Origin of the sequence: Streptomyces sp. NBC_01508 (genome assembly GCF_045040315.1) — a bacterium.
GTDB lineage: Bacteria > Actinomycetota > Actinomycetes > Streptomycetales > Streptomycetaceae > Streptomyces.
In genome coordinates this window covers 482,074-494,401 of record NZ_CP109419.1, presented here as the reverse complement: position 1 = coordinate 494,401, position 12,328 = coordinate 482,074, and the positions used below count along the sequence as shown (strand labels likewise).

Sequence of the window (12,328 nt, the reverse complement as noted above, 5' to 3'; positions counted from 1 at the left end):
GCCCCTCGTGGATCACCACGAGGGGCCGGCGGTGTGCGACAGGGCTCAGATGTTGTCGCCGAAGACCACGACGGTGTTGAAGCTGTCGTGGATCCAGGTGTTGACGAAGTCGCTGTTCACGGCGGAGTTGCCGTCGTGCCCGCCCCGCTCCTGGGCTGCGGCGGCACCCGCGCTGCCCAGCAGGGTGAGAGCGGCGAGCGCGGTGGCGGCGACTGCTGTACGGATACGCATGGGTCTTCTCTCTCTACGGGAACTGTCGGACTCTGCACCCATACACACCGGACGCCGCTCGATAACCGAGTGGCGGGGGAGACCACTCCGATGCCCGGCGGGGGCTCGTGAACCGGGTGTGGCCTCACTTCGGCCCCGCGCTCGACCATCCGGCGGCCGGGCCGCGTTGGCGGGCGGCGAACCGTCGCAGTACCGTTCCGGGACACAGTGGCCCCACCCGTATCCAGGAACCAAGAGGTGACACGACGTGAGTGAACCCCTGCCACCCATCGCGCAGCCCGCCGCCGCGCATCCCGCGCGGGTGTACAACGTGTGGCTGGGCGGCAAGGACCATTACCCCGTGGACCAGGAGGCCGCCGAACTCGCCGCCCGCGCCAACCCGGCCATCGTGCCGTCGGTGCGCGCGAACCGGGCGTTCCTCGGCCGGGCGGTGCGCCACCTGGCGGCGGCCGGCGTACGCCAGTTCCTGGACATCGGCACCGGTGTACCTTCGGCGGACAACACACACGAAGTCGCCCAGCGGGTCGCACCGGACTCCCGTGTCGTCTACGTCGACAACGACCCGATCGTCCTCGCCCACGCACGCGCGCTGCTCGTCAGCGGACCGCGGGGCCGGACCGACTACGTGCAGGCCGACGTACGGGACGTGGACGCCATCCTGGACGCGGCCCGGGAGAGTCTCGACCTCAAGCAGCCGGTCGCCCTCATGCTGATCGCCGTCCTCCAGTACATCAGGGACGACGAAGACCCGTGGGACCTCACCCGCCGCCTGCTGGACGGGCTGGCGCCGGGCAGCTACGTGGCGCTCTCCCACCCGGCGAGCGACATCACCGCTCCCGAAGTCGCCGAGTCCATGCGGATCTACAACGAACGCGCCGCCAGTCACGCCACGGCCACCCCGCGTACGCGCGCCCAGGTGGCGAAGTTCTGCGACGGTCTGGATCCGGTCGATCCCGGCGTCGTACAACTGACCCGCTGGCGCCCCGGCCCCGCCGACGTGCCGGACGACACCCTGCCCATGTGGTGCGCCATGGCACGCAAGATGTGACCGCCGGCGCGCCTACGGGCGCCGGCGTGTACGTCGAAAATGGGTCAGCCACTCGCATCGGTGGAACGAGGGCGGTTGGCTGATCACGTACGCGGAGCCGCCCACGAGGATGTGCGATGAGTCCCCCGCGCGAAGTGCCGGTACGCTCCTGACCGTGACAGGGAAGACCGGCCGTGGAGAACGGGCCGACGCGACACGGGAGTTGATCCTCACCACCGCGGAGCGGCTGTTCGCCGAGCACGGCGTGTTCGCGGTCTCCAACCGGCAGGTCAGCGAAGCCGCCGGGCCGGGCGGCAACGCCGCGGTCGGTTACCACTTCGGTACGAAGACGGATCTCGTACGCGCCATCGTCCGCAAGCACGCGGCGCCGGTCGAACAGCGGCGGCTGCGGATGGTGGCCGAGGTCGGCGATTCCCCCGGCGTGCGGGACTGGGTGAGCTCTCTGGTGCGCCCCGATCACCGACCACCTCGCCGCGCTGGACAGCCCCACGTGGTACGCCCGGTTCGCCGCAGAGGCGACGACCGTTCCCGGCCCGCGGGTGATCGTGGTCAACGACTCGCTCGAAGCGGCGTCGCCGCACCGGATCATCGGAGGGCTGGACGCGTGCCTGCCGGATCTGCCGGCCGAAGTACGGGCCGAGCGCGGTGACATGGCCCGTCAGCTGATGGTGCGCATCTGCGCCGAGCGGGAGCGGGCGCTCGCGCTCGGCGCCGCCACGCCACGGTCGAACTGGCGCGACGCCGGAACGGGCCTGATCGACGCGATCGTCGGGCTGTGGCTGGCCCCCGTCACACGACCCTGACCACCACAGCGACCACCAAAGCCGACTGGCGGTCTCTCATGACCACCCCTCACTCCGGGGCAACCCCCGTACCCTGGACCGGGCACTCGGCCCGGGACCCTGTCGAGGCCACTGCTCAACCGCGGTCGCGGGAAGCCCTGTCGGCGCTGGACGCCGAGTTCATCCTGGGCGGCCCGGAGCACGCCCGCCTGCGGCGCATGGTGCTTCTTCCGGGACAGCAGCGAGATCGGCATCAGACGCGACGCCGAACCCGAGCAGCGGCTCGGCGCCCCCAGCGCGCGCTGGTCGGCCATCTGGACGGCCTCATGGGCAAGAAGCTCGCCGCCCCCGGTGACGACCTGCTGTCCGGCCTCGCCGGGCGGGTGACGGCCGGGGAGTTGACCCGGAGCGAAGCGGCACAGCTGGGAGTGCCGCCGCTGATCGCCGGACACGAGACCACCGCGAACATGATCGCGCTCGGTACGCTCGCGCTGCTCGAACACCCCTCCCGGCTGGACCTCGGTCAGCGGTCCGCCGGTACGTGAGCACTCACTCGAATGGACCAGTCCGGCTGGTCGTCGGCGCGACAGCGGCGGATTGTCGGCCCCATGCCGGAGTGGTCCGGAGAGCGGGTCACGTACTCGGCCGAGGAGGCTGTCATGGCACAGACCGCGACCCCTTCGGGGGCACACCACACACCGTCCCGTAAGGGACACGGCGGCACCGCGTGGGCGACCGGCGGGGCGATGTTCGCCGGGGTGCTGCTGTTCGTGGACGGCGTGCTGGCCGTTCTGAACGGCGTCGTGAGCATCGCACGCGACAACGTGTACACACTCAGCGGCAGCTACACCTACCAGTTCACCCTGACCACGTGGGGCTGGATCCACCTGGCGGTGGGCGTCGTCCTGATCCTCACCGGGCTGGGCATCATCAGCGGCGCGTCCTGGGCACGGGTGCTCGGGGTGGGCATGGCCGCCGTCAGCGTCGTCGCGAACTTCATGTGGCTGCCCTACCAGCCCGTCTGGGCGGTGATCGCCATCGCGATCGGCATCTTCGTCATCTGGTCCCTGCTGACGGACCGCACCAGGGCGGCGCGGTAGGCCCACCCGTACGACGGGCGGCCAGGCACGCCCGGCCGCCCCGCCGTCCCGCGCCCGGTCAGGAGCGCGGGCGGCGGGCCTGGACCTCCCGCTCCGCGTTCTTCTCCTTGATCCGTGCCGCTTCCTTGCGGACCTCGGCCTGGGTGGCGCGCTCGCGCCGCAGCCAGGCGGGAAGCTCCTCCTTGATCGCGTCGATCCGCTCCGTCGTGAGGGCGTCGGTGACGCCGCCACGGGCGAGCCCCGCGATGGAGACGCCCAGTTTGGCCGCGACCACCGGCCGGGGGTGCGGGCCGTCGCGCCGCAACTCCAGCAGCCACTGGGGCGGATCGGCCTGGAGCGCGTTCAACTCGGCGCGCGAGACGACACCCTCCTGGAAATCGGCTGGGGTGGCCTCAAGGTACACACCCAGTTTCTTCGCCGCCGTGGCGGGCTTCATCGTCTGGGTGGTCTGGTGCGACGTCATGGTGACAAGACTATCGAGCGCGTGCGGGGGTCGAGACCACGCCCGGTAGCCTGGCCACGTGACAGGCTCGGAGGTACCCCTCGCGTCCCCCACGTTCCGGCTCGCCTACGTCCCGGGCGTGACCCCCGCCAAGTGGGTGCGGATCTGGCGCGAGCGGTTGCCCGGCGTCCCGCTGACCCTCACCGCGCTGTCCGCCGCCGACGTGGCCGACACACTGCGGTCCGGCGGCGCCGACGCTGGATTCGTACGCCTGCCGGTCGACCGGACGGACCTCAGCGCGATCCCGCTCTACACCGAGACGACCGTGGTCCTCGTCCCGAAGGACCACCTCGTGGCCGCCGTCGACGAGGTGTCCGCGGCGGATCTGGCCGACGACATCGTGCTGCACCCCCTCGACGACACCCTCGACTGGGAGGGGCGCCGCCCCGGACGGCCCGCGAACGAGCGCCCCGCCACGACGCTGGACGCCGTCGAGCTGGTCGCGGCGGGCGTGGGGCTCCTCGTCGTCCCGCAGTCGCTCGCCCGCCTGTACCACCGCAAGGACCTCACCTACCGGCCGGTCTCGGACGCCCCCGAGTCGCGCGTCGCGCTGTCGTGGCCGGAGGAACGGACCACCGACCTGGTCGAGGAGTTCATCGGAATCGTCCGGGGGCGCACCGTCAACAGCTCACGGGGCCGCCGCGCGGCCCCGGCGCAGGAGCAGCCGGCGGCGAAGGCCAAGCCGAAGCCGAAGACCAACCGCTCCGACGCGGGCGGCGCTCGGCGCAAGCCCGCCACCGGCAAGTCGACGGGCAAGCACCCCCGCAGCGGCGGCTCGGGCGGCCCGAAAACCGGCAGGCGCGGCAAACCCGGCCGCCGGTCGTAGCCCACGGGCCGCCTCAGCCGGTACGTGCCGGTGTTCGGCGCCGGCTTCCCGGTGTCCGTCGGGACGTCGCAGGTGGTCGATTACATGCGAACCAACCTGGCCTCGCGGGCGCTGCGCTGCCTCAGGGCCGCGGCGCGCGTCGCGCACGTGCGGGCTGGCTGTCCCAGGACAGGGTGTCGCTCCGGTGAAGTTCGACGAAGAGCCAGGTCAGCGAGATCACGGCCAGCAGGAAGTACGTGAACCGTCCGCTGAGGCCGTCCCACAGCGCGTGCAGGGCGACCGCGAACACGAAGGTGATCAGGAGCCGTACGGTGGCCGCCAGGGTCCAGCGCGCCGCCACGGCCGCCCACAGGGCTCCGCAGACCAGCCCCGTCCACGCCATGTGGGCGGCGGGCGAGGTCAGTCCGCGCAGGAACAGGGTCTGCTCGACGTCACCGATGTTCCCCTGGGACGCCAGCAGCGCCGTGAACGCGTACCCCATGGTCTCCAGCGCGGCGAAGCCCATCCCCGCCGCGATCCCGATCAGCAGTCCGTCCGCCACCCGCACGGTGCCCCGTCGCACCTCCCACAGCAGGATCAGGACGGGCACGATGAGCTTGCACGACTCCTCGATCAGGCCGATGCCGATCAGTGACGTGGTGCCGAGGCCGCGCAGGGTGGCGAACTCCAGCCGTCCGGCGGCCACGATCCCGACCACGCCGCCGAACAGCGCCGCGATCGCCAGCACGAACGGGCCGATCTGCCACTCGCCCGTACGCCCGGCGACGAAGGTGAGGAAGGTGAGGGGGACGACGACCGCGCCCAACAGGATCATGGACGGTACGTAGTTGATGTTGCCGGTGTCGATGAGCGTGCTCTGCACCAGGAGATAGAGCCCGAGCCCCACGGCCAGAACGGGCAGCCATGCCCACTTGCGCATGGTCGTCGGCATCGCACAGCACCTCGGTCTCGCGTCGACGGCAGTGAAGCCACCGCAGCGTAAGCCGCACCGAGCCGTGGGCGTGTGCAGCGACCCGGCCGTGTCAGAACGGCGGCCGGATTGCCACGACGGCCCGCGCCGGGCACGGCCGGCACCGACCGGGGCCACCCGTTACGGGATGCGGGCCACGCCCGCGTAGATGCCGCTCCATCTCCGCCGTGGGGGCTGCCGTGTCCTTGAACCACGCGGGCGCAGTCACCAGTCCGGGCGTGACCAGGTCGTGCCCGTCGAAGAAGCGGCCGACCCCGGCGGGGCGATCTGGCGCGGGTTGGGCCGGGTCGGGATACCGGTGCCGATGTCCAGGAACTGGGTCACGCCGTTGCCGGCCGGCCAGGCGGCGGCGCGGTGCGTGAACGCCCGGTTCTGGCGCGCGCCGTCCCTCGACTCGGGCGGCAGCTTCTCGCCCACCTGACGGTCGACCTCGTCGTTGTCCTGGCCTCCGAGCAGCCAGTCATGGACCCGCGCGGGGTGCGGCTTGCCGGTGTCGACCTGAGGCCTGGGCGTCCCTGCCGTCGTACGGAGCTCTCCGATGGGTGCGTGGCGAGGCGACGGGAGGCGGTACGACATGTTCGGGCGCCGCCGCCGGGTCCCCCGGGCGTCACCGGCCGGCGGGTGAAGTCAGCCACAGCGGCGGCGAGTTGATCAGTTCGCGGTGCTCGACGTGCTTGTCCCGGCCGGCTCAGGCCATCGGCAGCCCCAGGCCGTAGAACGTGACCCGGTACGCCCCCACGTCCCCCGCCTCGGTGCCGATGAGCAGGTCCTCGGGCGACTCCACACCCATCGCGCGGGCCGTCGCCACGATCGTCTCGGCCAGCGCCTGACCGGCGGGCTCGCCCGGACCGCCCGCGTCGATGCGCAGCCGCGGGTGGTTGGCGTCGGGCCAGGGCCTGCCGGTCTTCGGGTGGTCGGCCGCCGTACCCCACCCCAGCGACGGCGGGTCGACGTCGTCGCCCGCGAAGGAGGCGATCATCAGCCGGTCGCCGCAGTCGATGTCGAACAGGATCGGCGCGCCCTTCCCCTTGATCCGGCCGTAGACCGGCATCCACATCGGGGTCCGCAGCGCGGTCGTCTCGGCCGGCAGCGTCGTCAGGAAGGCGGCGAGCGATCTGGTCACCGACTCCCAACTGCGGGTCCGCCAGCCGCCGGGGAAGGTCAGCCCCCCGTTCGCCGGGTCGGACCGGAAGCCGAAGAAGCCGGTGATCCCGTGCTCCTCGCCGTTTCCCTGGCGTACGAACCAGCTCTCCGCCGGGTCGGTGGGCTGGAGGACCAGCTCGGGCCCCGCCGGCCCGGCGCGCAGTTCGAGCGTGTCCGACTCGCCGCGCCAGCGCAGATACGGGGAGCCCCAGCTCTGCACGGCGCCGAGGAACGGCGCCAGCCTGCCGTGCACACCCATGATCGACGGCTCGCCGAGCGCCCCGGTCAGCTCGTCCTTCGCCAGCCGGAACGCCTCCGCCTGGGAGGCCGCGTCCGGCTCGGCGCGCCGTACGGGGACGGCCAGTTCGACGTACGCCTCTCCGCTGACGTGCCGCTCCTCGTACTTCCCGACCGGACGCAGCCGCGCGTCGCCGGTGGTGCGGCCGGTGACGACGACCGGGCTGTCGCTCCAGCCCCAGCCGAGCCGGACGACCAGTGCTCGCGTGGCGTCTCTTGTCCAGCCGCCGGTCTCCGACGCGCGGAGGCGGACCGCCAGGGCCGCGATCGTCTCGTCCGTGGCGCTGTGGTGCGGTGCGCTGCCCCGTTGTTCGGTCATACGACCGATCTTGCCGTACGCACCGGCCGGCGGGTCACGGAGTTGGCACATCGGTCACGGAGCGGGCGGCGGGGCGGGCGTCAGCCGGTCATGAGGTCGGGATCGGGGCCGGTGCGCTCGTCCCGGTTCAGGGCCGAGATCTCGGCCATGTCGGCCTCGCTCAGCTCGAAGTCGAACAGGGCGAAGTTCTCCTCGACGCGCTTTCGGGTCACCGACTTCGGGAAGACGATGTCGCCCCGCTGGAGGTGCCAGCGGAGCGTGACCTGCGCGGGAGTCCGGCCGGCGTCGTTCGCGATACGGGTGATGGTCGGGTCGTCCAGCACCCTGCCCTTGGCGATGGGGGACCAGGACTCGGTGGCGATGCCCTGCTCGGCGTTGAACGTCCGGACCGCGTCCTGGGTCAGATACGGGTGCACCTCGATCTGGTTGACGGCGGGTACGACCACGGAGCCGGCCAGCAGGCGGCGGAGGTGGTTCGGCTGGAAGTTGGAGACGCCGATGGCGCGCGCCCGCCCGGAGCGGTAGATCTCCTCCAGGGCCTTCCAGGTCTCCACGAAGTCCCCGACGCCGGGCAGCGGCCAGTGGATCAGGAAGAGATCGAGATGGCTCAGCCCGAGGTCCGCCAGGCTCTGGTCGAACGCGGCGTGCGCGGCGTCCGGCGCGTGGAAGGGGTTGTTCAGCTTGCTGGTCACGAAGATGTCGTCCCGGTCGAGCCCGGAGTCGCGGACCGCCTGGCCGACCTCCTTCTCGTTGCCGTACATCTGCGCCGTGTCGATGTGCCGGTAGCCGATCTCCAGAGCGGTCAGCGTCGCCTGTCGCGCGTCGGCCGGCGGGATCTGGAAGGTGCCGAAGCCGAGCTGCGGGATCTCCACCCCGTTGTTGAGCGTGATGCCGGGTACCGAGGTCATGGTGGCTCCTTGTCGTGCTGCCTCGACGGCAGCGAGGGGTCGGTCCACAGGGCCGCCTTCCCGATCACATTCCCAACAAAACCGGTAAATGCGGCAAATGGTCCGACGGTCTCCCGTGCGCGTGCCGGGTCGAGGCGTCGGGCGGCGGGGTCGGGCGGCGGGGTCGGGCGGCGGGGTCACGGAGAGGGCTCAACTCCCTACCCAGGGAGGCGCGCAGGCAACCATCCGTAGGTCCAACCCGTCCTGCACGACATGAAGATCTCATTTCTAATACACAACGCGTATGGGATAGGAGGGACGATCACCACTACGTTCAACTTGGCCCGCGCGCTGGCTGATCGGCACGATGTGGAGATCATCTCCGCTCTCCGGCACCGGGAGCGGCCGAACCTCACGCTCGACCCCCGGGTGCGGCTGCGGCCCCTGGTGGACCTGCGGCACGAGAAGGACGATCCACGGCATCTGACACCGGCGAAGGTCTTCCCCTCGGCCGAGTACCGCTACGGGCAGTACAGCGCGCTCACCGACGAGCGCATCGGCGAGGCGCTGGCGTCGCTCGACGCCGACGTCGTCGTGGGCACCCGGCCCGGCCTCAACGTGCACCTCGCCCTCCAGGCCCCCGCCGGCACGGTGCGCGTCGGCCAGGAACACCTCACGCTCGACAACCACCCGCCGCGCCTGCGCAACGCGCTGCGCCGGGTCTATCCCCGTCTGGACGCGATCACCCCCGTCACGGAGGCCGACGCCGCCGCCTACCGGCGCAAGATGCGGCTGCCGGGCGTACGGGTGCAGGCGCTGCCCAACAGCGTCCCGACCCCGACCCTCCCGCCGGCGGACGGCCGCGAGCGCGTCGTGCTGGCCGCCGGACGGCTCGTGGCCGTGAAGCGGTTCGACCTGCTGATCGAGGCCTTCGCCGCGGTCGCCGCCGAGCGGCCCGACTGGCAACTGCGCATCTACGGCAAGGGCGAGGAGCAGGAGCGGCTGCGCGCGCTCATCGACCGGCTCGGCCTGTACAACAACGTCTTCCTGATGGGCGCGGCGATCCCGATGGAAGCCGAGTGGGTCAAGGGCTCGATCGGAGCGGCCACGTCCAACTTCGAGCCGTTCGGCATGACCATCGTCGAGGCGATGCGCTGCGGACTGCCCGTCGTGAGCACCGACTGCGACTACGGCCCCGGCGAGATCATCGCCCCCGGCGAGGACGGCCGACTGGTCCCCGTAGGAGACCGCGACGCGCTGGCCGGCGCCCTGCTGGACCTCGTACGCGACGACGAGCTGCGCCGCCGGATGGGCCGCGCCGCGCTGGACAACTCCCGGCGCTACGCCCCCGGCCCGGTCGTGGCCCAGGCCGAGCGGCTGTTCGAGGATCTGCTGGCGGCCCGGAGCGACGGCAGACCACCGGCGAGCGGGACGGACCATGCCCTGGTGAGCGGCGGTTACGCGGCCAAGGACACCGCGCTCGTCGCGGCCAGCAGCATTGTGCGGACCGTACGGAAGGCGCGGCGATGAGCGACAGCGACAGTGGCAGCGGCGTCGGCAGTGGCGGCGGCAGCGTGAACGGACCGGTGGAGAAGCCCCGCGCGGACGTGGCCGTGGACGAGGAGGGGCGTTTCGTCGTACGCGTACGGCTGCCGCTGCCCGCCTCCGCGCACCCCCGACTGCTGTTCCAACCGCGCCCGGCGAAGGGGCAGCCGAAGGACCGGGCGGAGGAGACCGGCCGCGTCGTCGCGCTGGAGCCCGCAGGTCAGGACCAGTGGCGGGCCGTCCTGGAGGCGGCGCCCGCCCTTACGGAGGGCCGCTGGGACGCGTACGTCCTGGGGATGCCGGGCGAGGAGCGCACACCGCTGCTGCCCGGCCTGCGTGATCTGCGCGCGCTGGTGTCCGGTGCCGGCGACGGCCGGGCGACGCCGCTGGCGGTCCGGATCCCGTACGCCACCAAGGACGGCCGGCTCGCCGTACGGGCCTGGCTGCGGACCACCCACGCGGAGGCAGGCCGGATCGTCTTCGCGGGCCACTCGATGACCGTACGGGCGCGGCTGTTCGGCGCCCGGCTGGGGGAGGGCGCGGCGGCGCTGCTGCACCGACGGGGCCGGGACACCGTCGTACGGCAGCTCGCGCTCCGGGCCGAGGGGGGCCAGGACTTCTCGTTCACCGCCGACTACCAGGATCTCCTGGCGGAACGCGGACAGCCCGGGGACGGTGCGGCCCCGGCGGTCTGGGACGTGTATGTGCTCCCGGCCGCGGGCGCGTCGCGGATCCGGGTGGCCCGGCTGCTGGACGACGTCGCGGACCGCAAGACGGTCTTCGTCTACCCGGCCGCCACGCTCGGCGGGGTGACGGTGCGTCCGTACTACACCGTCGACAACGACCTCGCTGTGGACGTGGCGTTGACGCCCGCCGGGTGAACACCGCTGCTAGCCAGCCGAGTTGACGCACCATCAGAAATGACGGTGCGTCAACTCGTGCCACGCAGTGCCGCCGAGACCAGGGTCTTCGCCTCTTCCTGCACCTCGCCGAGGTGCTCCGGGCCCCGGAAGCTCTCCGCGTACACCTTGTACACGTCCTCGGTGCCCGAGGGCCGCGCCGCGAACCAGGCGCTGTCGGTGCACACCTTCAGGCCGCCGATCGCCGCGCCGTTGCCGGGCGCCTCGGTGAGGACCGCGGTGATCGGCTCGCCCGCCAGGGAGTCGGCGGTGACCTGGTCGGCGGAGAGCTTCGCGAGTACAGCCTTCTCCTGCCGGGTCGCGGGGGCGTCCACGCGGGCGTAGGCCGGGTCGCCGAAGCGGTCGGCGAGCGCCGCGTAGTGCTGGGAGGGGGTGGAGCCCGTGACGGCGGTGATCTCCGAGGCCAGCAGCGCCAGCAGGATGCCGTCCTTGTCGGTGGTCCACACGCGCCCGTCGCGGCGCAGGAAGGACGCGCCGGCGCTTTCCTCGCCACCGAAGCCCAGACTGCCGTCGTACAGACCGTCGACGAACCACTTGAAGCCCACCGGCACCTCCACGAGCGTCCGGCCGAGGTCGTCGGCGACCCGGTCGATCATCGAGGAGGAGACCAGCGTCTTGCCGATCCCGGTGCCGGCCGGCCAGCCCTCGCGGTGCGCGTAGAGGTACTGGATGGCGACGGCCAGATAGTGGTTGGGGTTCATCAGACCGCCGTCCGGCGTGACGATGCCGTGCCGGTCGGCGTCGGCGTCGTTGCCGGTGGCGATCGTGTATTCGTCGCGCCGCTCGATCAGCGAGGCCATGGCGTGCGGCGACGAGCAGTCCATCCGGATCTTGCCGTCCCAGTCCAGCGTCATGAACCGCCAGGTCGGGTCGGCGAGCGGGTTCACCACCGTGAGGTCCAGCCGGTGCCGTTCGGCGATCCGGCCCCAGTACCCGACGGACGCGCCCCCGAGCGGGTCCGCGCCGATCCGGATCCCGGCCTCGCGGACCGCGTCCAGGTCCAGCACGGACGGCAGGTCGTCGACGTACCGGCCCAGGAAGTCGTGCCGGCCCGTGGTGTCCGCCGCCAGCGCCCGCGCGTACGGAATCCGGCGGACGTCCTTGAGACCCGCCTCGATCAGCGCGTTGGCGCGGTCCTGGATCCAGGAGGTGGCGTCCGAGCCGGCCGGGCCGCCGTTGGGCGGGTTGTACTTGAAACCGCCGTCGGCGGGCGGGTTGTGCGACGGCGTGACCACGATGCCGTCGGCGAGGCCCGAGGCGCGGCCCTGGTTGTACGTCAGGATGGCGTGCGAGACGGCGGGGGTGGGCGTGTAGCCGTCGTCCGAGTCGATCAGGACGGTGGCGCCGTTGGCGGCCAGCACCTCCAGCGCGGTGACCCGGGCCGGCTCGGACAGGGCGTGCGTGTCGGCGCCCAGGAACAGCGGCCCGTCGGGGCCCTGGCGGGTCCGGTAGTCGCAGATGGCCTGGGTGGTCGCGGCGATGTGGTCCTCGTTGAACGCCGCCGCCAGGGCGGAGCCGCGGTGGCCCGACGTACCGAAGGTGACCCGCTGCGCGGGCTCGGCCGGATCCGGGTGCAGCGCGTAATAGGCCGTCACCAGCCGTGCCACGTCCACCAGATCGCCGGGTCGCGCCGGCTGCCCCGCCCTGTCGTGCACCATCGGCGAACTCCAAATCATGGTCATGTCGGTCGGTCGGCCGCCGCCCGGAGCGTCGGGCCCGTCGCCCTGGCGCGTGCTACGTAACCCTATGAGGTGAGGC

12 protein-coding genes and 2 pseudogenes are annotated in these 12,328 nt (G+C 72.0%); 7 read left to right on the top strand and 7 right to left on the bottom strand.

Annotated elements, in window-relative coordinates:
• Positions 1–45 precede the first annotated feature (45 nt).
• Positions 46–231: a hypothetical protein gene (locus OG700_RS02210; RefSeq protein WP_405608004.1), complete on the bottom strand. Its 186-nt coding sequence runs from the start codon at positions 229–231 to the stop codon at positions 46–48.
• Between the two features lie 247 nt (positions 232–478).
• Here OG700_RS02210 and OG700_RS02205 point away from each other — a divergent pair, with 247 nt between their 5' ends.
• The 4 genes and pseudogenes from OG700_RS02205 (at position 479) to OG700_RS02190 (ending at position 3,161) form a co-directional block, all read left to right on the top strand.
• Entirely contained in the window at positions 479–1,279 is an 801-nt protein-coding gene (locus OG700_RS02205; protein ID WP_405608001.1) for an SAM-dependent methyltransferase, read from the top strand.
• 109 nt (positions 1,280–1,388) lie between these two features.
• A pseudogene (locus OG700_RS02200) lies at positions 1,389–2,082 on the top strand (TetR/AcrR family transcriptional regulator).
• Between the two features lie 38 nt (positions 2,083–2,120).
• Complete coding sequence (locus OG700_RS02195; protein ID WP_405607998.1) at positions 2,121–2,606, top strand: hypothetical protein; 486 nt, start codon at positions 2,121–2,123, stop codon at positions 2,604–2,606.
• 114 nt (positions 2,607–2,720) lie between these two features.
• On the top strand, positions 2,721–3,161 hold the full coding sequence (locus OG700_RS02190; RefSeq protein WP_405607995.1) for a hypothetical protein: 441 nt from the start codon (positions 2,721–2,723) through the stop codon (positions 3,159–3,161).
• A 58-nt stretch (positions 3,162–3,219) separates the two neighbouring features.
• Here OG700_RS02190 and OG700_RS02185 read toward each other — a convergent pair whose 3' ends face one another.
• Entirely contained in the window at positions 3,220–3,624 is a 405-nt protein-coding gene (locus OG700_RS02185) for a DUF5997 family protein (protein WP_405607992.1), read from the bottom strand.
• 58 nt (positions 3,625–3,682) lie between these two features.
• Between OG700_RS02185 and OG700_RS02180 the strand changes: the two genes are divergently transcribed.
• Complete coding sequence (locus tag OG700_RS02180) at positions 3,683–4,489, top strand: LysR family substrate-binding domain-containing protein (protein ID WP_405607989.1); 807 nt, start codon at positions 3,683–3,685, stop codon at positions 4,487–4,489.
• 121 nt (positions 4,490–4,610) lie between these two features.
• Here the strand turns inward: OG700_RS02180 and OG700_RS02175 are convergent, their stop codons facing one another.
• From OG700_RS02175 to OG700_RS02160, 4 genes and pseudogenes are all read right to left on the bottom strand, one after another.
• Complete coding sequence (locus OG700_RS02175; protein ID WP_405607986.1) at positions 4,611–5,420, bottom strand: PrsW family intramembrane metalloprotease; 810 nt, start codon at positions 5,418–5,420, stop codon at positions 4,611–4,613.
• Between the two features lie 303 nt (positions 5,421–5,723).
• Positions 5,724–6,035, bottom strand: a pseudogene (locus tag OG700_RS02170) (SAM-dependent methyltransferase); the annotation flags it as partial.
• A gap of 112 nt (positions 6,036–6,147) precedes the next feature.
• Positions 6,148–7,218 (bottom strand): hypothetical protein, encoded by a 1,071-nt coding sequence (locus tag OG700_RS02165; protein WP_405607983.1) that lies wholly within the window; start codon positions 7,216–7,218, stop codon positions 6,148–6,150.
• 80 nt (positions 7,219–7,298) lie between these two features.
• Positions 7,299–8,126 carry an aldo/keto reductase gene (locus OG700_RS02160; protein ID WP_405607980.1) on the bottom strand — a complete coding sequence of 276 codons (828 nt, stop codon included), beginning with the start codon at positions 8,124–8,126 and terminating at the stop codon, positions 7,299–7,301.
• Positions 8,127–8,378: 252 nt separating this feature from the next.
• On the opposite strand from OG700_RS02160, the gene OG700_RS02155 reads away from it, so the two are divergent.
• Positions 8,379–9,635, top strand: a complete 1,257-nt coding sequence (locus OG700_RS02155; RefSeq protein WP_405607977.1) for a glycosyltransferase family 4 protein — start codon at positions 8,379–8,381, stop codon at positions 9,633–9,635.
• Positions 9,632–10,531 carry a hypothetical protein gene (locus OG700_RS02150; protein ID WP_405607974.1) on the top strand — a complete coding sequence of 300 codons (900 nt, stop codon included), beginning with the start codon at positions 9,632–9,634 and terminating at the stop codon, positions 10,529–10,531. Before OG700_RS02155 ends, OG700_RS02150 begins: the two co-directional genes overlap by 4 nt.
• A gap of 50 nt (positions 10,532–10,581) precedes the next feature.
• Here the strand turns inward: OG700_RS02150 and pgm are convergent, their stop codons facing one another.
• Positions 10,582–12,228 (bottom strand): phosphoglucomutase (alpha-D-glucose-1,6-bisphosphate-dependent), encoded by a 1,647-nt coding sequence (gene pgm / locus OG700_RS02145; RefSeq protein ID WP_405607971.1) that lies wholly within the window; start codon positions 12,226–12,228, stop codon positions 10,582–10,584.
• Between the last annotated feature and the right edge of the window lie 100 nt (positions 12,229–12,328).

Excerpts from the sequence above, each read along its gene's own strand:
- OG700_RS02210 (WP_405608004.1), bottom strand. The coding sequence starts at position 231 with ATGCGTATCCGTACAGCAGTCGCCGCCACCGCGCTCGCCGCTCTCACC.
- OG700_RS02195 (WP_405607998.1), top strand. The coding sequence starts at position 2,121 with ATGACCACCCCTCACTCCGGGGCAACCCCCGTACCCTGGACCGGGCAC.
- OG700_RS02190 (WP_405607995.1), top strand. The coding sequence starts at position 2,721 with ATGGCACAGACCGCGACCCCTTCGGGGGCACACCACACACCGTCCCGT.
- OG700_RS02185 (WP_405607992.1), bottom strand. The coding sequence starts at position 3,624 with ATGACGTCGCACCAGACCACCCAGACGATGAAGCCCGCCACGGCGGCG.
- OG700_RS02175 (WP_405607986.1), bottom strand. The coding sequence starts at position 5,420 with ATGCCGACGACCATGCGCAAGTGGGCATGGCTGCCCGTTCTGGCCGTG.
- OG700_RS02165 (WP_405607983.1), bottom strand. The coding sequence starts at position 7,218 with ATGACCGAACAACGGGGCAGCGCACCGCACCACAGCGCCACGGACGAG.
- OG700_RS02160 (WP_405607980.1), bottom strand. The coding sequence starts at position 8,126 with ATGACCTCGGTACCCGGCATCACGCTCAACAACGGGGTGGAGATCCCG.
- OG700_RS02155 (WP_405607977.1), top strand. The coding sequence starts at position 8,379 with ATGAAGATCTCATTTCTAATACACAACGCGTATGGGATAGGAGGGACG.
- OG700_RS02150 (WP_405607974.1), top strand. The coding sequence starts at position 9,632 with ATGAGCGACAGCGACAGTGGCAGCGGCGTCGGCAGTGGCGGCGGCAGC.
- pgm (WP_405607971.1), bottom strand. The coding sequence starts at position 12,228 with ATGGTGCACGACAGGGCGGGGCAGCCGGCGCGACCCGGCGATCTGGTG.